The organism is Streptomyces sp. NPDC005728, from assembly GCF_040630895.1.
GTDB lineage: Bacteria > Actinomycetota > Actinomycetes > Streptomycetales > Streptomycetaceae > Streptomyces.
Window position 1 is genome coordinate 110,004 of the sequence record NZ_JBEXYL010000018.1, and the last position, 16,507, is coordinate 126,510.

General features: G+C 68.3%; 17 protein-coding genes. 9 read left to right on the forward strand and 8 right to left on the reverse strand.

Annotated features, from left to right (window positions below):
* Nucleotides 1-61 precede the first annotated feature (61 nt).
* Nucleotides 62-364 (reverse strand): hypothetical protein, encoded by a 303-nt coding sequence (locus ABZ471_RS15375; RefSeq protein WP_359066509.1) that lies wholly within the window; start codon nt 362-364, stop codon nt 62-64.
* 233 nt (nt 365-597) lie between these two features.
* On the reverse strand, nt 598-972 hold the full coding sequence (locus tag ABZ471_RS15380) for a DUF6415 family natural product biosynthesis protein (protein WP_359066511.1): 375 nt from the start codon (nt 970-972) through the stop codon (nt 598-600).
* A gap of 507 nt (nt 973-1,479) precedes the next feature.
* On the opposite strand from ABZ471_RS15380, the gene ABZ471_RS15385 reads away from it, so the two are divergent.
* The 3 genes from ABZ471_RS15385 (at nt 1,480) to ABZ471_RS15395 (ending at nt 4,257) form a co-directional block, all read left to right on the forward strand.
* Nucleotides 1,480-2,961 (forward strand): XRE family transcriptional regulator, encoded by a 1,482-nt coding sequence (locus tag ABZ471_RS15385; protein ID WP_359066513.1) that lies wholly within the window; start codon nt 1,480-1,482, stop codon nt 2,959-2,961.
* A 13-nt stretch (nt 2,962-2,974) separates the two neighbouring features.
* Nucleotides 2,975-3,595 carry a 2'-5' RNA ligase family protein gene (locus ABZ471_RS15390; protein WP_359066516.1) on the forward strand — a complete coding sequence of 207 codons (621 nt, stop codon included), beginning with the start codon at nt 2,975-2,977 and terminating at the stop codon, nt 3,593-3,595.
* A gap of 458 nt (nt 3,596-4,053) precedes the next feature.
* Entirely contained in the window at nt 4,054-4,257 is a 204-nt protein-coding gene (locus ABZ471_RS15395) for a cold-shock protein (protein ID WP_359066518.1), read from the forward strand.
* On the opposite strand, the gene ABZ471_RS15400 is transcribed toward ABZ471_RS15395, so the two are convergent.
* Nucleotides 4,208-4,375, reverse strand: coding sequence for a DUF6349 family protein (locus ABZ471_RS15400; RefSeq protein ID WP_359066548.1), 168 nt, complete (start codon nt 4,373-4,375; stop codon nt 4,208-4,210). The genes ABZ471_RS15395 and ABZ471_RS15400 overlap by 50 nt on opposite strands.
* Nucleotides 4,376-4,794: 419 nt before the next feature.
* Nucleotides 4,795-5,559 (reverse strand): VOC family protein, encoded by a 765-nt coding sequence (locus ABZ471_RS15405; RefSeq protein WP_359066520.1) that lies wholly within the window; start codon nt 5,557-5,559, stop codon nt 4,795-4,797.
* A gap of 346 nt (nt 5,560-5,905) precedes the next feature.
* Here ABZ471_RS15405 and ABZ471_RS15410 point away from each other — a divergent pair, with 346 nt between their 5' ends.
* The gene (locus ABZ471_RS15410) at nt 5,906-6,247 is read left to right on the forward strand and encodes a transposase (RefSeq protein ID WP_359066550.1); all 342 of its coding nucleotides are present in this window, start codon (nt 5,906-5,908) and stop codon (nt 6,245-6,247) included.
* Nucleotides 6,248-6,597: 350 nt separating this feature from the next.
* On the opposite strand, the gene ABZ471_RS15415 is transcribed toward ABZ471_RS15410, so the two are convergent.
* Complete coding sequence (locus ABZ471_RS15415) at nt 6,598-7,824, reverse strand: cytochrome P450 (protein ID WP_359066522.1); 1,227 nt, start codon at nt 7,822-7,824, stop codon at nt 6,598-6,600.
* A gap of 276 nt (nt 7,825-8,100) precedes the next feature.
* Entirely contained in the window at nt 8,101-8,331 is a 231-nt protein-coding gene (locus ABZ471_RS15420; RefSeq protein WP_359066524.1) for a DUF397 domain-containing protein, read from the reverse strand.
* A 326-nt stretch (nt 8,332-8,657) separates the two neighbouring features.
* Between ABZ471_RS15420 and ABZ471_RS15425 the strand changes: the two genes are divergently transcribed.
* Complete coding sequence (locus ABZ471_RS15425; RefSeq protein ID WP_359066526.1) at nt 8,658-8,873, forward strand: hypothetical protein; 216 nt, start codon at nt 8,658-8,660, stop codon at nt 8,871-8,873.
* 425 nt (nt 8,874-9,298) lie between these two features.
* On the forward strand, nt 9,299-10,300 hold the full coding sequence (locus ABZ471_RS15430) for a hypothetical protein (RefSeq protein WP_359066528.1): 1,002 nt from the start codon (nt 9,299-9,301) through the stop codon (nt 10,298-10,300).
* A gap of 488 nt (nt 10,301-10,788) precedes the next feature.
* On the opposite strand, the gene ABZ471_RS15435 is transcribed toward ABZ471_RS15430, so the two are convergent.
* Nucleotides 10,789-12,180, reverse strand: coding sequence for a tetratricopeptide repeat protein (locus ABZ471_RS15435; RefSeq protein WP_359066530.1), 1,392 nt, complete (start codon nt 12,178-12,180; stop codon nt 10,789-10,791).
* 192 nt (nt 12,181-12,372) lie between these two features.
* Between ABZ471_RS15435 and ABZ471_RS15440 the strand changes: the two genes are divergently transcribed.
* Entirely contained in the window at nt 12,373-14,169 is a 1,797-nt protein-coding gene (locus ABZ471_RS15440) for an SUMF1/EgtB/PvdO family nonheme iron enzyme (RefSeq protein WP_359066532.1), read from the forward strand.
* Here ABZ471_RS15440 and ABZ471_RS15445 read toward each other — a convergent pair.
* Complete coding sequence (locus ABZ471_RS15445; protein ID WP_359066534.1) at nt 14,164-14,598, reverse strand: NUDIX hydrolase; 435 nt, start codon at nt 14,596-14,598, stop codon at nt 14,164-14,166. The genes ABZ471_RS15440 and ABZ471_RS15445 overlap by 6 nt on opposite strands.
* Nucleotides 14,599-14,642: 44 nt before the next feature.
* Here ABZ471_RS15445 and ABZ471_RS15450 point away from each other — a divergent pair, with 44 nt between their 5' ends.
* Nucleotides 14,643-15,464, forward strand: coding sequence for a sugar phosphate nucleotidyltransferase (locus ABZ471_RS15450; protein WP_359066536.1), 822 nt, complete (start codon nt 14,643-14,645; stop codon nt 15,462-15,464).
* A gap of 558 nt (nt 15,465-16,022) precedes the next feature.
* Nucleotides 16,023-16,319 carry a hypothetical protein gene (locus tag ABZ471_RS15455; RefSeq protein WP_359066538.1) on the forward strand — a complete coding sequence of 99 codons (297 nt, stop codon included), beginning with the start codon at nt 16,023-16,025 and terminating at the stop codon, nt 16,317-16,319.
* Nucleotides 16,320-16,507: the final 188 nt, after the last annotated feature.

Sequence of the window (16,507 nt, forward strand, 5' to 3'; positions counted from 1 at the left end):
CGCCCCAGGCTCAACCCCGTCCAGGGCTGCGCAACTGGGGCGGGGGCTTAGGGGTGTGCGCCTACAACAGCCGGGCGATGGTCTCGGGCAGGAACAGGTCGCGGGCCCGATGCTCCGCCCATCTGTCCGCGGCATCAGGGCGAACTGCGTACTTGGGGCACTGGCCGCAGCGGCGCGTGTGCGGCGGGGGGACCTCTTCGGGGTGTGCAGTCACGATGTGCTTGGCGATGGCGATCTGCTCAGGAATGAACGTGCCATCCATGCCGACGCGCTCCCCGAGGGTGACTAACAGCTCCGTGCACTCGCCGCACCCGAACATGAACGGCGGCGGGATCGGCAGGGGTTCATAGTCCGTGGGTTTCATCAGTGTCTTCCTCGTGGACCGCCCCGCCGAGGTCTTCCGGATCCTGCGACGGGGCGGCCGGCTGACCCGCCGCACCATGGCTTGCGGTCCATGGTGCGGCGGGGGCTGGTGGGTGCGGCCCTGACCCGGAGCGGCCGCCATGGGGATGCGTTAGTGCGGTGTCCGCGCCAGCACCAGGGCGAGGGCCGGGCCCGTCACGGCCAGCACATACACGAGCAGGCCTACGAGGGCTTTCACGTCTCGCCCGCGCTCTCGTAGTGGTCGCAGAGGGCGCGCAGTACGCGGGCCAGACGCCGGGCGTGGCCGATGTCTCCGCCGTATCGGGGGCTGGGCCCGACCGAGAGTTTCCGCTGAGCCTCGCCGATGCACGCGGATGCGCAGAAGCGGGCGACGCAGTCCTGGGGCATCCGCGCGGCCTTCAGCTCGACCTCGGGGATCAGCCGCTCCAGGTGGTCGCGCAACTCCGCGGTGACCGCCCCCAGCTCCATCGGCGTGGGAGGCAGGGCATGAGGACGCCCCTCCGGCCCAAGCACCAGGATCGCGGTCTCACGCATCACCGCCAGATCCACGAGCGTCGCATCTCCGGCGCTCTTCGCCGTGGCGCTCACTGGCCGGATCCCTGGCCGGCCCGGTGGCGCGGGCACCGGCACGGCGGGAACGCCGAAGACTGCGCCAGCTCCTTCACAGGCGGGACCAGAACCTTGCCTCGGTCAGCGGTCACCGTCCCATAGCGGTCCACCTGGTACACGCGGATGGTCATATGGGTCAAATGCGGACGGTGGCCCTCGGCGGGACCTGTACCGTTCTTCACGTCGACGCTCCCTCGCTGATTTGAGCGTTGGCCATGCCCCCGGATCGGTCGCACGATCGCGGGGGTGCTTGTGTCCCCGGAGGGTGGTGCTTCCGGTGCACTTCTACGGTTCCAATTCAGCGAGTTGGCGTCACGGGCGGCGGAGTCCAACTCTTCTGGACACTCAACGCTCCCCTGACCAGGGGCGACTCACGGTCTTGGGCACGTTGTTGGGCGTCGAGGGCCGCCTCTTCTGGTTGACGGGCCCTCAGGAGGGTGACGTGACGGCTACCGTGAGTTCACTGCGCCGTGTAGGGAGTTGCTGATGAACGCCCCCATGAAGCCCGGTTCTAAAGCCGACCGGGACGCCCTCCGACACGACATGACCGCCGCTGGCTGCACAGTCGCCGACATCGCCATTGAGATGCGCACGCGATACCGGATGCGGCCGCGTGAAGCCTGGCGGCATGCCCGCGGCTGGACACTTCAGGAAGCAGCCGACCGCATCACCCAAGCCAGCGGTGAGCGACCCGGCGGCCTGGTCGCCGCAGACGCCTCGCTCGTTGGCAAGTGGGAGAAGTGGCCGGCACCCTCGTCGCGGCGTCCGAGCCTGGCGGTGTTCTCTGCCATGGCGCATGCCTTCGGATGCGCCGCGTCCAGCCTCATGGACCTTGAGGACCGTCGAGCCCTTCCCGATGCAGACCTCCGTGTCCTGATCGACCAGGCCGCGGTGAGTGCATCGACCGCGCCCGTGGCCAGTCCGCCCGCGCCGGAGCCAGTCCTCGAGCCGACGGGCTCCGACCTCGTGCACCTTGCCGCCGATGAATCCGCGAGCTGGGCGCAGTGGGCAGAGGCCTCGAACGTTGGCGACATCGCGATGGAACAGCTGATGGCCGAGACGAGCACGCTGGCGTCCGACTACCTCACCTCGGATCCGGTCGCTCTCTTTCACCGCACCAGGCGTCTGCGTGACCGTGTGTTCGCCCTGCTTGAAGGCCACCAGTTCCCGCGCCAGTCAGCGGACCTCTACGTCGCCGCCGGGTACCTGTGCGGGCTGCTGGCGTGGATGTCCTCCGACCTCGGCCAGCTGCGGGACGCGGACACGCAGGGCCGCACCGCATGGCTTTGCGCAGAGCTGGGCGGACACAACGATCTGCGCGCCTGGGTGCTCTCCACACGCTCCAAAGTGGCGTTCTGGGATGGTCGGCTGCGCGAGGCCATCAACTTCGCCCGGCGCGGTGCGACATATAGCACGACCGGTTCCGTGGCCGTCCTCCTGGCCTGCCAGGAGGCAGACGCTTGGTCGCAGCTCGGCGCCAAGGGCGAAGCTCTGGCGGCGCTCGGCCGCGCTGAAGAAGCCCGGAGCGCTGAGACCGGCTATGACGAAGTCGGCGGCATATTCGCCTGTCAGCCTGCACGGCAAGAGAACTACGCGGCGGGCGTGCATCTGCGCGTTGGGCAGCCGGCCAACGCGTTACGGGCCGCAGACGCTGCCCTGGCTCTGCTGTCGGTGCAGCGGGTGCGGGCCTACGGCACCGAGGCCCAGATTCACATCAGCCAGGCCGCTGCCCATCTGGCCACCGGCGAGGCGGAAGGCGCCCTTGAAGCCCTGGCGCCAGTGCTCGCCCTTCCCCCGGACCACCGCATGGCCCCGGTTACCAGTCGACTGAATGAACTTTCCTCAGGCATCGGTCGGACTCATGCCAGCGGCGCTGGCGCGATCGGGTTACGCCTGGCCATCGAGGAGTTCTGCGTAGATTCGGCTCCGCACCACCTCGCGCTCTCGCCAGGCGTGGGTACTGCCTGATTTGATCGCGCACATGACTTCGTTTGACACCATGCGCAACCACTGGTGGTGGCGGCCCGGTTGGAACGTCGGTCGCCGCTTCTACACCTGGCATCTCACTTTCGAGGGCCAGGACGACGTGCACAGGCTCGCCGCCCAGTACCGTGATGCGATCGTGCCGCTGGGGAGCGTCCTGACTCCCGTTCCGGATCAGTGGCTGCACCTCACGATGCAGGGCATCGGCTTCGTCGGTGAGGTCCAGGAGCAGGACGTTCAGGCCATCGTCAACGCGGCTAAGGTCCGGCTCGCCGCGGTGCCTGCGTTCGATGTCCAGATCGGGCCGCACGTGCCGGACCCGGAGGCCATCCTCCTGCACGTTCACCCCGCCGGACCCGTACACGCCGTCCGCAGCGCGATCCGCACGGCCATCGGAGACGTCCTCGACGAGGTACCAGAGAACGTAGACGGTTTCACCCCACACGTCTCCGTCGCCTACAGCGCGAGCGACGGACCGGCCAAACCGATCCACCGGGCCCTCGACGGACTCGACGTCGCGCCCGCGCACGCCCGGATCTCCAGCGCGGAACTCATCGTCATCCACCGTGACAACCAGATGTACGAGTGGGAGCCATTCGCCACGGTGCCTCTGGGCTAGATAAGGCCAAGCCCCTGCTGCTCGATGGGAGCAGCAGGGGCTGCGCCGCCTCTTCCACCTCGGGATCGCAAGGGGGGCATGCCACCGCCCCCGGGAGAGCCGGATCGGGAGGGCTCCGGTGAGGCGGTGGGGCGACCCCAATGAGCCAGGGCGGCCGAAACGCACAAGAGTCCGGACATGCAAGATTCCCCGCCGCCCGAAGGCGGCTGTCCTGTGCCACGGAACCTTGAGTCCGTGCCATCGAAGTTTGAGTGGCGCGGGTCACTAGACCTCCATCAAGTGCCACGGATGCGCCACGTACCACATGCCGGGTGCCACACCGATGGTGTCCCGCGAAGTGGTGTAGCCGGTCGAGGGTCACCCGGTCAGCCCACCTCACGCCCCGGCTCGGATGCCACCAGCACGCCCCGCGCCTACGGTCGGCCATAGAACCACGACCACAGGAAGGACCGTTCACCATGGCTGAGGGAACCGTGAAGTGGTTCAACGCGGAGAAGGGGTTTGGATACATCACACCGGACGGTGGCGGCCCGGATGTGTTCGTGCACTACAGCGTGATCGCCACGCAGGGCTACCGGAGCCTGGAGGAGAACCAGCGGGTCGGATTCGAAATTACCCAAGGCCAAAAGGGCCCACAGGCCGAAGGGGTCTACCCCCTGTGAGGGGCTCCGGGTACAGCCGGAGCGGCCCGCTGGCGTCGAACCATCCTTCCGGGTACCTGCTCTTCACATGGCGCCACCAGACCTTCGTTCCTCTGCCACTTGGGGATCGGTGAAGGATCGGGAGTTGCCGTCATTCGGGGTGGGGTGGGCTACCGACGAAACTCGCTGACCTGCGGAGTTACCCCGACCTGTGTTGTGGAGATCCCGCGATGGCTTCTACTGGATCCCGGGCTCTCAACCTGCCGGGGTCGCCGGGTTCGGGTGGTTTGATCTGGCATCCCCAGTTGGGAGCCTGCTTCTGCACTGATGCTGAAGTTCGACACCCGACACGGCCGGTTCCAGGGGACGTGACCACTTCCCGGAACAGGTGGTGGAGTTCGTCGCCCGGCAGATGCGGGTGCCTGCCGCGGAGTAGCCACCGACCTGCGACGTTTTTGGCATTGCGATCGCTTCGATGGTGCAGCCGGCCGGAGTAGTCCGGCCGGACCGCTGCACTACCAGGCCGACCGACGGCGAGCAGTGGTCGTGGCCCGGGTGTCAGAGGGTCAGCCTTTCGACGACGAAGACCGCACCGTAGGGGTCGGCGAGAACGGCGATCCGGGCGCTGGGTGTGTCCGTGGGTTCCAAAATCGCGACCCCGCTGTTCGTCTTCGCCGAGTCCGAGGTCGCGTCGACGTCCGCCACCTTGAAGCGCGGAATCCAGAGGGGCTGCTGCCCGATCCCCTCGGAAGGGGAGATGATGCCGAAGGGCTCCGACTGCCGAGACCCATCGTCGGCGGAGACTACTTCCGCGCCGGCTCCGTCCTCCTGGGACCGCCAGCCGAACAGGTTGTTGTAGAAGGCGAGAGCGGCCTTGGGGTCAGCTGCGCCCAGCTCCGCCCAGCTCAGGGTGTTGGTCTCCGAGATCCTTTCCAGGCCCTTGGCGGTGCCCGGCTCCCAGACGCCGAACCAGGCACCAGTAGGGTCGGTGAGCCAGGACGCTCGCCCCGCCCCCGGGACGTCGTACGGCTCAAACCGCACGGTCCCGCCGCTCTCCTCGGCACACTCGACCGCGGTGTCCGCGTCGGAGGTGTGGAAGTACACCGTCCAGGCCGTCTGGCCGTCGCCCTCGTAGAGCTCCCCCAGCCCCGCGACCGTCTTGCCGCCCAGCTGGAGGAAACCGTATCCGTGCGCCGCCTTGGGGCCGGCCGACTTGAACGTCCAGCCGAAGAGATTGCGGTAGAACTCGGCGGCCCCCGCGGGGTCGGGGCTGTACAGGTCGACCCAGCTGGGGGATCCGTTCACGAAGTTGGTGCTGTTCACCCGTCGTGCCCTGCCTTTCGTCCCGGGTGGTGCGCGTGGTCACGGATTGTGCGCGCAGGCTGTGACCTGAGTATGTGTCAGATAGTGGGCTTCGGTGACGCACCGCGCCGTACGTAGTGTCGATCGCTGGCTTTGTAGGGGAGTGTCAGGTGCGGCGCGGTCATGCCCCCTGTAGTGTTTTGCTTCGGCTTCCCGCCCCTGAGCCTCCAGCAGCTCGCCAAGGCTGTGCATCGGCCACGGAGCGCCACTTTCGGCGGCTCGCCGAAGCCAGAACTCACGCTCCTCCGGGCTAGGCCGTGTCCGATGGGTCGTGTGGCGCTCTGGCTGGGAGCTCGTTCCGTGGGACATAGGGCGGGGGGATCTCTCGGATGAAGAGTGGGCTCGGCTGGAGCCGCACTTGCCGGCGAATCGCGGCCGGGGTGGACGCCGGCAATGCCACCGTCGTGTGATCAACGGGATTCTGTTCCGGCATCGGACCGGCCTCCCCTGGCGGGACCTGCCAGGAACTGACCCGGGCCGCGATCGCTGCCGAAGGCCACGTCGTCTGCCACACCGCCCTCGACACCCCTGCGCTCGCCATCTGCGCCGGCTTCGCGCGCCACCCCGTCGGTTCCGTCCGCTCTGGGCAAGGCTCCAGGTGTCTGTCACGAGGCGCTTCGTGGCCGTGGGACAGGGGTCTGGTCCGTAAACTCGGCTGCATTGATCCGCCCGCAAGTCGACGAGCGCCTCATATTGCAGCGGCCCCGCCCTTTCCGGAAGAGGTCAATTGCCGACCGCCAACACCCCCTAATTCCCCACCCCTTTGTCGCGGATGCCGCCCTGCGGCGAGCTAGTGGATACAAGTTCGGTATTGGGCCAAAAGGACAGCAACCAAGGGCCTGCCACAGCTGGAGAGCAAGCTCGTCATCGGCCTGGCGGTCTGGCAGAAGCGGAGGGGAAGGTGTCCTGGCTGCCGGCTTGGTCTTGTGGAAAGTGCTGGATTCGAGCCAGACAACCTGAACGAGCGGGTGTCCTAGTTTCTGGATCTTCATGGCGTATTCACCCTTCCCAGGTGACCGGAAGCTCGTGAACGCCGTAAATGAGCTTGTCGTTGCGCATGGGGACCATCTCCGGCGGCACGGCCAGCCGCAGCGTGGGGAAGCGCCGCAGCAGCGCGGGGAAAGCGATCCCCATCTCCACGCGGACCAATTGCTGGCCGAGGCACTGGTGGATGCCGTGCCCGAAGGCGACGTGCTGGGAGGGCTGGCGGGTCAGGTCGAGTTCGTCCGGCTTCGGGAAATGGTCGGGGTCGCGATTGGCCGCGATCAGTGAGGCGATGATGGTCTCCCCAGCGCGTATGCGCCGGCCTGCGATCTCGACGTTCTCCTGGGCGACTCTTACGGCTTCGAACTGAAAGATGTTCAGGTGGCGCAGCAGCTCCTCGATCGCGTGCCCGATGTTCTCGGGGTGCTCGCGCAGCCTGTGCAGTTGCGTGGGGTGGCAGAGCAGGGTGTACGTGCCGAGCGCCAGCACGTTCGCCGTGGTCTCGTGTCCCGCAACCAGCAGCATCCGCCCGACCTCCGCCACCTCCTCGTCACTCAGCCTGGCCTCGGGGTCTTCCAGGTCCGCGGTGGCGATCATGTGACTGAGCAGGGCGTCGTCGGGGTGTGCCCGCTTGGCGGCCACCAGGTCGAGCATGTACTGCTTCAATGCGTCGGCCGCCGCGAACGCATCGCTCTCGGCCGTATCCAGCCTGAGCAGAGTCGAAGTCCACCCCTGGAACCTGCCGCGGTCTGAGAACGGCGCGCCGAGCAGCTCGCAGATGACCAGCGACGGTATCGATAGCGCGAACGCCTGAACGAGATCGACGGGTGGTCCGCTGTGCTCCATTGCGTCGAGGTGGTCGGAGACGATCTGCTCGATCTGCGGTGCCAGGGCCTGCATCCGCCGCGCCGTGAAGTAGCGCGTGAGCATCCGCCGACACCGGGTGTGCTCCGGGGGATCCAGCATGACCAGCATCCCCGCACTCGACTCGTGGTCCTCCGGGCGGACCATGATCCGGCGCAGCAGCGAGGAGGCACGCAACCGGTTCGAGCTGAACCGTTTGTCCGCCAGCACTGCGCGGACATCCTCGTGCCGGGTGAGCAGCCATCCGACCGTCCCGTCGGGGAAGGCCAGTCGGCTGACCGGGTCCTGCTCACGCAGCCGGCCGTATTCTTGGGGCGGATCGAACGGGCAGCTACGGTGCTTCGGCAGCGGCGCCGCCGCGGACTGGGGTGCGCGCATGACCATGTGCCTCCAACCGGTTCGTCGGCTCGCTCCGCCGCCATCTCCCCACCGGATCGCTCTGGGTGTCGATCCAGCCGTCCGGGGGAATGCAAGAGCCTCGCTGGCGGGTACCCCCTCGCGTTTCGGCTGGGCGTGCGGCCTACGCGGCCGTTCTCGCCTGGCGCCAGGGCACCCGGCCACCCACCGTTGAACGCGAACGCCCTCGCCAGCCTCAGCCGGCGGGGGCGCTCCGTTCATGCCACGGGTCGTGACGAGCGGACGAGCCGGACGGTGCTAGACGAACTCGCCATTGCGCACAGCATCCGTGAAGTCCGTCCACTCTCCAGCAGTGAACCGCAGCGCAGGCAACGCCGGGTTCTTGGAGTCCCGCACTGCGCGGGCACCACCGCCGAGGTCAGCGACTTCCAGACAGGAACCTCCGCCCCAGGGAGGACACGTGCTGCTCGTCGCCCATTGCGCTTCGGACAGGTCCAGCGCGTAGAGGGCGGTCGCCTTGGCGTCCACAATAGAACTTCCTTTCGATATTCGATCGGACGTTCCCGTCCACCGTCACCCCAGCGCTGCGAACGCGCAACTGGAAGCGTTGCGCCCTCAAGGCAGCGGCCCAGAACGAAACGCCCATCAGCGTCTCCGGCATCGCCCGACAGGCCGGGGTAGACCGCACATTCCTCTACCGCCACCGCGACCTGCTCGCCCTGGTCCACGCCGCCGAAGTCGAACCTGCCGCGCAGGATCCTGCGGGCGCCACCCCCGTCAGTCATGCCTCACTCCAGGCCGATCTCGCCAACGCTCAGGCGCGCAACACCCGGCTCGTTGCCCGCGTCCAGCAGTTGGAGAAGCGTCTGTCCGAGGCTCTGGGGGAACAGGCCTGGCGCGAGTCCGGCCTCGGTGCCCCCACCGATGTCGAGGAACTCCAGCGGACGATCACCCGTCTGGGACAGCAGACCGTCGATCTGAGGGCGTCCCTGGAGGAACGCGAGGCCGAACTGGAGGCTGCCCGGGAAGCCAACCGGCAGCTGACCAGGGCCTTGAACAAGCGCGAGTGACCTGGCCGTCAGCGCCCCGTTCTCGTCCACGGCCAAGGGGCGTGTGGCACTGAGTGATGCTCAGGTGCTCATCGCGAGAGTTGGCAGTACAGCAGCTGGCGGCAGAGACTCAGCTCCGCGCCTGTCTCTGAACCCGAAGAGGCAGGTGAGGCCGCGCACGGCGCGCATGCCTCCAATCGGCAGGATGAAGCGTTTCTTCATCCTCGTCCGGGTGACTACCCGGGTGAATCCGGCAGCCAAGGGCAAGGCGTCGTGGAACAGCCCCACGAGGAAGAGGAAGTGCGCTCGCGCGCCCCGGGGCCGTGAAGGCTCCTGCCTGTGATCAACAGGTCGGGTGGCGCCGCAAGGCTGTCTGCCCCAGGCGTCCGCCTGACCACGACACACGAAAGAGGTTGACGCCCATGTCCAGCAACTTCGGAGACATCGTGGTCGGCGAGTACAACGTCCTGCCGAGGGACACCACCAAGACGTTCTACAAGGCTCCGCCGCAGATCTACCTGAAGGAGATTCCGCTCATCCTGGCCCCGCTGTACAAGCCGCTCGTCCTGGGCTGGTGCCGCAGTTTCACCAAGGCGCAGGTCGAGAAGGAGTACCCCCTCGCCGACGCCTACACGACGCTGACTAAGGAGGCCGCCGGGCACTGGCGCGGCAAAGGCTTCGACAAGGACAAGGTCACCGTCGTCCACGACGACTGGAACGCCTGGGCGGCCGACCTGAACCAGACGACCATCCAGAGCCTTAAGACCTTGTGGGGGGAGCACGCCCAGCCCGCGTGGTTCGGCAATTCCTGGGTCCTCAAGTCGCCCGGTCAGCCGGTGTTCACCGGCAAACTGGTCGGCGTCGCCCCCCGAATCTGCCACACCATCGCCTGCCAAGGCCCCATCAAGAACGAGTACACCGACAGTGTCCGCGTGACAAAAGTCAGCAGCACCAGCCAAGGCCTGGAGTTCGGCCTGACCGCGGAGGCCGGAGTCAACATCAAGGGCCCCGAGGTCAAGCGAACTGCCTCGTTCAAGTGGTCCAAGGTCACCACCGAGTCGACCGAAGTCAGCAAGAGCCACGACAAACACACCACCCTGGAGATCAAAGAGGAAGGCCGGTGGGGCCGCATCGACGTGCGCATGTGCGCCGGCCTGTACGCCGGCTGGATCGCCTACTCGCACAGCGCTGACAAGTTCGCCCTCTACCCGATGCTTGCCCCGGTTCAGGTCCCCGGCATTGCCGACCCGGTTGCCGAACACACCATGCTCACCCCCGCCACAGGCCTCAGCCCGGAGGAGAATGCCGCGCTGACCGCCCTCGCTGATGCCGATGCCCGCGTCAACAGCGGCGATGGTCAGCTCACACCAGCTGAGATCGAGCACCTCCTTGCCGCACAGGCGACAGCCGCGCCGCTGTTCAACGAACCCGCCCTCTTCAACGCATAGCCTTCGCAGACCACACAGCGCGATGCTTAGGCCTTTCAAGGACAACGGACCGTGGGCCTTCTGACCTCCCCTCGACTCTGCCGATTGGTCAATCCTGCTCGCCGTGGGCAAGGCCGGGCGGCGTCCAGGTCACGCAGGGGCCGCAGACCGCCGCCGGGCCGGGTGAGGGACCTGACCGCGGGCGAGGCCGAGAGCGCCTGTGAGCGCGCCTGCCAGACCTCAAAGATGTTCCCCCAGGAAAGGCGCCGTCGCTCGATTCAGCGATGGCGCCACACCTGTTGCACTCGATATCGTCAGCCACACCGGCGCTGAGCTGCACTAAGTTGTCGAATCCAGCCTCGCGCCACGCCTCCAGCCCCAGAGAATCCGCTGTGCCAGGCCTGTCGCGCGGCCGAGGCTGTCTCGGCCAACGGTTTCGCCAGCTGACCGCAGCAACAGTCATCCTGCGGCCGGCACTGCGCCCTCACCGAACTCGGCGAGACCGAAAGTCACCTCGTCTGCGCACCCGCCGCCGAGTCGCCCAGGAGTGCGGCTGCCCGCTGGGACAGGTCCCGCGCGGCCAGAACATCCTGATGGCGAGCCAGCCGGACCCGCATGTCCTCGGCTGCCGCCTGGACCTTCACCGAGTGGACGCCCTCAGCGCAGTCGAGGAAACTCGTCCACGTTGCGAGCGCGCCGTCCAGGTCGCCTTCCTGGAGGTGGATCTCGCCCAGGTTGCCGAGGACCGCTGCACGGCTGCGCCGCCGGTCGAGCCCGTGAATCTCCATCGCTTCGTGCAACCGGACTCGAGCCCCTGTGGTGTCGCCCATGCGGGCGAGGATCAACCCCGCCGAGTGTGCCCACCGGCCCATACTGAAGTGACTCGCCCACGATGCGCCGACCGGTGCGTCCGCAGTGCGTTCGATCTGCGCCTCCGACTCCTTCAGGGCCTGCACGGCGAGCCGATGGTTGCCGTCCAGGGCAGCGGCCTCGGCGTGAGTGGACTGGTAGTAGGCGATGGCGCGCGGGTCGCTCAGTTCGCGGGCGTGGTCCATGCAGCGTTCCGCGAGAGCGAGGGCTTCGGCGCGGTAGCGAGGCCCCATGCCGATGGACTGGACGGTCATGCCGCGCAACGCGGTCGCGGCCAGCTCGGGCTCGCCAGCCTCGTCGGCGAGCCGGAAGGCGCTGGCGTAGTACTGCCGGGCCTCGCCCTGGTGGGCGGGATCGTCGCCGAGATCCTGGGCCATCCATCCGATGAGGTGGGCCAGCTGTGACGTCGCGGCGTGCAGGTCTCGGCCGGTCTGCTCGGTGTAGCGGCCTCGTAGCCACGGGCCCACGGTGTCGGTGAGGTACCGGCAGGCCAGGTGCTTGGCGTGGCCCCCGCCGTACTCGGCGGCCAGGTCCCCGAGTGTCGTGACCATCTGGTGAATGGCGTGGATCTCTCCCTGCCCGACCCGGACGGCTCCCGGCAAGGCGTTGGCCGCCCGGCGGGTGATGGCTTCTGGGTCCGGAACACCCAGCAGGGACAGCGCGGCGCCGCTGGACGTGGCCAGAAAGCCTCTGCGATCCACGGGGCTCCCTCCCAGAGCGAGTATCAACTTCACGGTATCGACACGCGTGGGCATCGGCTCCACGACAGGGAATTGAGGATGTCCCTGCGGCGGCACGAACCCGAGCAGCTCCGGGCCCACACCGAACGCTGCGCGCAGCGCGGTCTCGCAGTCCGGCCGGGGCCACCCGGGGTTGCCCGATTCCCACCTGCGGTAGGTGCGCTCGGACACCTCGAAGAACGGTTCGTCCAGGGCGGCACGGCCGGCGCGGCTGACCTCGGCGGCGCCGCGTTTTTGGGTCAGCCATCCGCGGTCGAGCCGGGCTGCGCGTAACTGGTGATTGACGATCAAAGCAGCAGCCTCCCCAACAAGGTGGACGTCTACGACTACTGCGGGACGCGTCCGCGAGCAAGCCGGTCCGCCGGACACGCCTCGGCAATGGCCGCTCAGTGGCCGCTCCGTGTCCTAGTGATGGCCTTACCGGCGCCCGGAGACTCCTGTGCACCTTGCCCCCTCGGGGCTCCTGTCCACTGGAGGTGTCGCGTGAACACGCGCATCAGCAGCGATCAGCGAGAAGCAGCATCAAGCCTGTGCGGACAGCCGGACAGTGCCCAGCTCGACGGCACTGTCGCGAGCGTGGCCGCCCGAGTGGAGCGGCTGGCCGAGCAGGCAGGGCACCAGCCCCCGGTGCTCGCCCTGGGTGTCTTCGAACGGGTCGGCTCGAACTGGCTGTCCGACTCGCTGCGTCAGGTGATGCCCCAGCACAACGAGCCGTTCCGGCAGCAGCTGAGCCGGGCGCACCCGCTGTCGCCCAGCGACCGTGTCCCGCCGACCCTCCAGGGCACCGGGCTCACCGGTTTGGGCCGGCATCAGCTGGTGTGTGCGCTCAGCGACCTGCACGGGGAGCAGAAGCACCTGGTCAAGGAGACCAACCTGTTCTTCGCCGCCGACACGGTCCTCGGGCTGCTCCCCCAGTCGCCGGCCATCGTCCTGACCCGCGCGCCGGTCGGCATCGCTGCGTCGTTCGCCCGGGGGCGGCTCTGGGACCGCTGGCGGTACAAGGACCGTTACGCGCAGGTGTCGGCGTCGGCTCGCGCGCCGCGGTGGCGTGCGGCGTTCGCCGGCCTCCTGCCTGCCGATGACCCGGACCCGTCGACGGCGCTGGGGCGGCTCATCGCGGTGAACGCCCTGCTGCTGGCCCGGGCGCTGCACGATCCGGTCGCGGGCGCCCGGCCCCGTCTGGTCATCCCGTACGAGCGGCACGTGGCTGACCGTGAAGGCACCCTGTCGGGCCTGGCGGGCTTCCTCGACGTGACCGCGCCGGTGACCGAGGAACCGCGGTCCGGCCCTGAGCGGGCGGCCGTGGATGCGACGTTCGCGACAAGCGGCCACAAGGGCGAGCTGGTCGCCGAGCTTCCGCCTGGCGAGGCCGCCTTGGTCGGCGAGGCGGTGGCCGCGACGCTCGACCAGGCCGGGCAGGTACTCGACGGGCAGGTGACCCGTACGGCTGTGGAATGGCTGGCCGGTGGCGACCTGTATGAGGTCCGGGCGCCCGCCGCCCGGCCTGCGGTCCCCACGCGGCCGGTGCCCGTGCCCCACCCGGCTCCGCAGCCCGCTTACCGTCCTGCGGCGCCCGGGGCGGGATGGCGCAACCTGCTGGTCAGCAACGCAGAGCTGGCCGAGTTGCTGACGCTGCTGCACGCGGGCGGGGCGCCGAACAGCCGCCTGGGCACTCACCTGCTGGTGTGCCCGATGCCGCACGAGCGCGGCGGCCGGCTCCACTTCGATGCGAAGCAGCGGCAGTGGCGGGTGTCCCGTGGGTTCGAGGATCATCCCGCGTACTGGGTGACGTGGGTCGGTGCTGCGCTCATGGCCGCTTGGTGCGGCGCGCGGCTGCCGACCCGGGCTGAGGTCCTGGAGGCTACGAGCGGCGCCAGCGCGTCGAACTGTGAGTACGTGATCGGCGACACCTGCTCCGTGGCCGAGCCGGGACTTGGCCGGGAGGACGTCCATCACCTGGTCGGCAACGTGCAGGTGTGGTGTGCCGACGGCCCGCAGCAGCCGTGCGAGCAGCCCGTGCAGCGGTACATGGCGGGCGCGGCCTGGAACACCCCGGGCACATGGGAGGCAGTCTCTGCCGTGCGGTCGCGCTACCTGCTCGGTTCGTCGCGTGGTGTGGGCGTCCGCCTGGTGCGCGACGGCCACACCACCGATGCCGCCCAGCTCGGGGCGTGGGAACTGGCGAACCTGGTCAACCGGTGGGTGACGGCGGCGGACAGCGACGCCCATACAACGCCGGGCGCCCTGGACCGGCTGCTGCTCGACGCCTTGGGGTCATAGGCCGATGGCGGACTTGGGCCCCATGTACGAGCCGGCGCCCGGGAAGCCGTCGCGGCACAGCTTCACGAACAGGTCGCTGAAGCCGAGGCTGGGCAGGGAGTCGAGCGGCACGAACTCGACAGCGTGGATCGGCCGGGTGTCGGCACCCTCGGCGACGGCGCCGAGTTCACCGCCGACGATCCGGGCCTCGAAAGTGATGTGCACGACGTGAGCCGGAACGTTGTCGCACAGGTACAGCAGCCGGCCGACCTCTACGTCGGCGCCAGTCTCCTCCCGCATCTCCCGGACCAGGGCCTCTTCCAGGGTCTCGCCGGCCTCGACCTTGCCACCGGGCAGGGACCAGCGGCGTGGCCCGTCGGTGTCCTGGTTCAGAAGGAGGATCTTGTCGTCGTCGCTGATGACGATGCCCGTTACGCGTGTGTGCAGCATTCGCCGACGCTACCGCTCTCCAACCCGACGCGAGAGGGACACCGATGAATCAGACGACGGCCATCGCGGTGGCGCCGGTGGTGATCGCCGCCGGGGGTCTGGGGACACGCGTGGGCGGCTGGTCGCAGTACTTGCCGAAGGAACTCCGTCCGGTCCGGGGGCGGCCGGGCCTCGCGCACATCGTGGACGAGGCCGGGGCGACGGGTGCCGAGCGGGCCGTGGTGGTCCATCACCCGTACTACACGCCGCTCGTGCCCTGGACTCGTCGGGTTCTGGCCCCGGGTGCGCTGGCCCGCTATCAGCTGCTGGCCCGTCAGCCGGTGGAGGAGCCGCGCCCGGCAGACCGGGTCCGGGTCGACTTCATCCCGCAGCGGGGCCAGTACGCGGACGTCACGTCCGTACTCGAAGGTGCCGAACATCTGCGCGCAGGGGACGTGTACGTGGTGTTCGCTGACAACGTCGATGCCACGCACACGGCGTTGCCGCTGCTCGCCTCCGCGACGACGCCGGGGGTTCCTGCTGTGCTCGGCACGCCCTTCGACGTGGAGGCAGCCAGTCACTACGGGGTCATCGTCTGTGCGGGCACGGGCCCGGTGCAAACGATGGTCGGGCTCGTCGAGAAGCCCAGCCGGGCGGAAGCGGCCCGGCTGGTGGAGGAGTACGGGGCGGGTGCTCTGCGGCTCGTGCAAGGGCGGATGCGGATCACACCGGATCTGCTCGGGTATCTGGACACGGCCGCGCGGGATGCTGCCGCCGAGCCGAAGCTGTCGCTGGCGGTCGCCGCGTACGCCCGCGCGCACCGCGTCCATGTCGTCACCACCACCCAGCCGATGATCGACCTCGGGTTGGCCGGGGGCGAGCCGTAGTCAGAACAAGGCCATGGTGTCGATGCCCGGCGTCTCCGGGACCATCTACGGCGGCACGGCGGCAGGATCGCCCGCAGCGTGGTCGGATCAGAACGAGCCGGGCTCGATGATCTCCTTCCGCCTCTCCGTCGCGTTCAGCGCGGGCCTGCGGAGCATGTCCCGGAAGGTGCGGGAGGCCACCGGCGTCGAACTACACCCAGAGCCGGTAAAGCCTCTGGCGGAGACGCGGACCCTACTGCGTCGTGAGGCTGACGAAGCCGCCCGCCTTGCTCCCCCGTGGCCGGCGGCCCGTGCCTGTGTCCAGAGATCAAGGTCGGCGGCGGTGACGTTGGTGTCCTGGGCCACTAGGCCCTGTCCTGGCGATCACTGGGCAGTGGGCCGGACTACCGCTGTAGAAACCGGTCCCTGGGTGGGCGACCGCTGAATGCATCCACATGGCTGGCCCGACACCACCCCGATTGGGCGACGATCCGCCGTGGCCGACTGTGAAGCCAGTTACAACGCAGTCAAACTCACAGCGCCCTTGAGCTTGCGGTACTCACATCGTGGGGAGACAGCGTGGCCATCACTGGCAAGATCACTTACAAGCGCGGCGGCGAGGTGCGGGATATCCACTACCCCACCGCGGACGGGGAGAAGTTCATCCTGCATTGGGAGGGGGGATCAGATCCGCATGAGCTGTTCAATGGCACGAACGGCTGGGTCGCCAAGTACGATATGGAGGACGACAAAGAGAGATTGTGGCGGCCGCCCTTTGGCGTGGTCCCACCCGGCCAAGGCACGAGTTGGGGTGGTAGAGGGCCCGACCATGTGCGGGTGCACGCGAAAGAGCCGCAGCAGGGAGATGATGAGTAGTCAGCTTGAATGCTGGTGATCTGGCCGCGCTGGTGATCGCCAGGACAGTGCCTAGTCTAGACGACACCGGCCGGAGCCAGCGGCGGGATTCGAACTCAAGGACTACGCCACCGCCGACGCGATCCGTGACCAACTGCAGCAGTCCGGCCTCGTCATCGAGGACGCCCCGGACGGCGCGCGGTGGTCGC

Coding starts and splice junctions, on each gene's coding strand:
- ABZ471_RS15450 (WP_359066536.1), top strand. CDS start 14,643: ATGAATCAGACGACGGCCATCGCGGTGGCGCCGGTGGTGATCGCCGCC.
- ABZ471_RS15415 (WP_359066522.1), bottom strand. CDS start 7,824: ATGCGCGCACCCCAGTCCGCGGCGGCGCCGCTGCCGAAGCACCGTAGC.
- ABZ471_RS15375 (WP_359066509.1), bottom strand. CDS start 364: ATGAAACCCACGGACTATGAACCCCTGCCGATCCCGCCGCCGTTCATG.
- ABZ471_RS15385 (WP_359066513.1), top strand. CDS start 1,480: ATGAACGCCCCCATGAAGCCCGGTTCTAAAGCCGACCGGGACGCCCTC.
- ABZ471_RS15445 (WP_359066534.1), bottom strand. CDS start 14,598: ATGCTGCACACACGCGTAACGGGCATCGTCATCAGCGACGACGACAAG.
- ABZ471_RS15395 (WP_359066518.1), top strand. CDS start 4,054: ATGGCTGAGGGAACCGTGAAGTGGTTCAACGCGGAGAAGGGGTTTGGA.
- ABZ471_RS15390 (WP_359066516.1), top strand. CDS start 2,975: ATGACTTCGTTTGACACCATGCGCAACCACTGGTGGTGGCGGCCCGGT.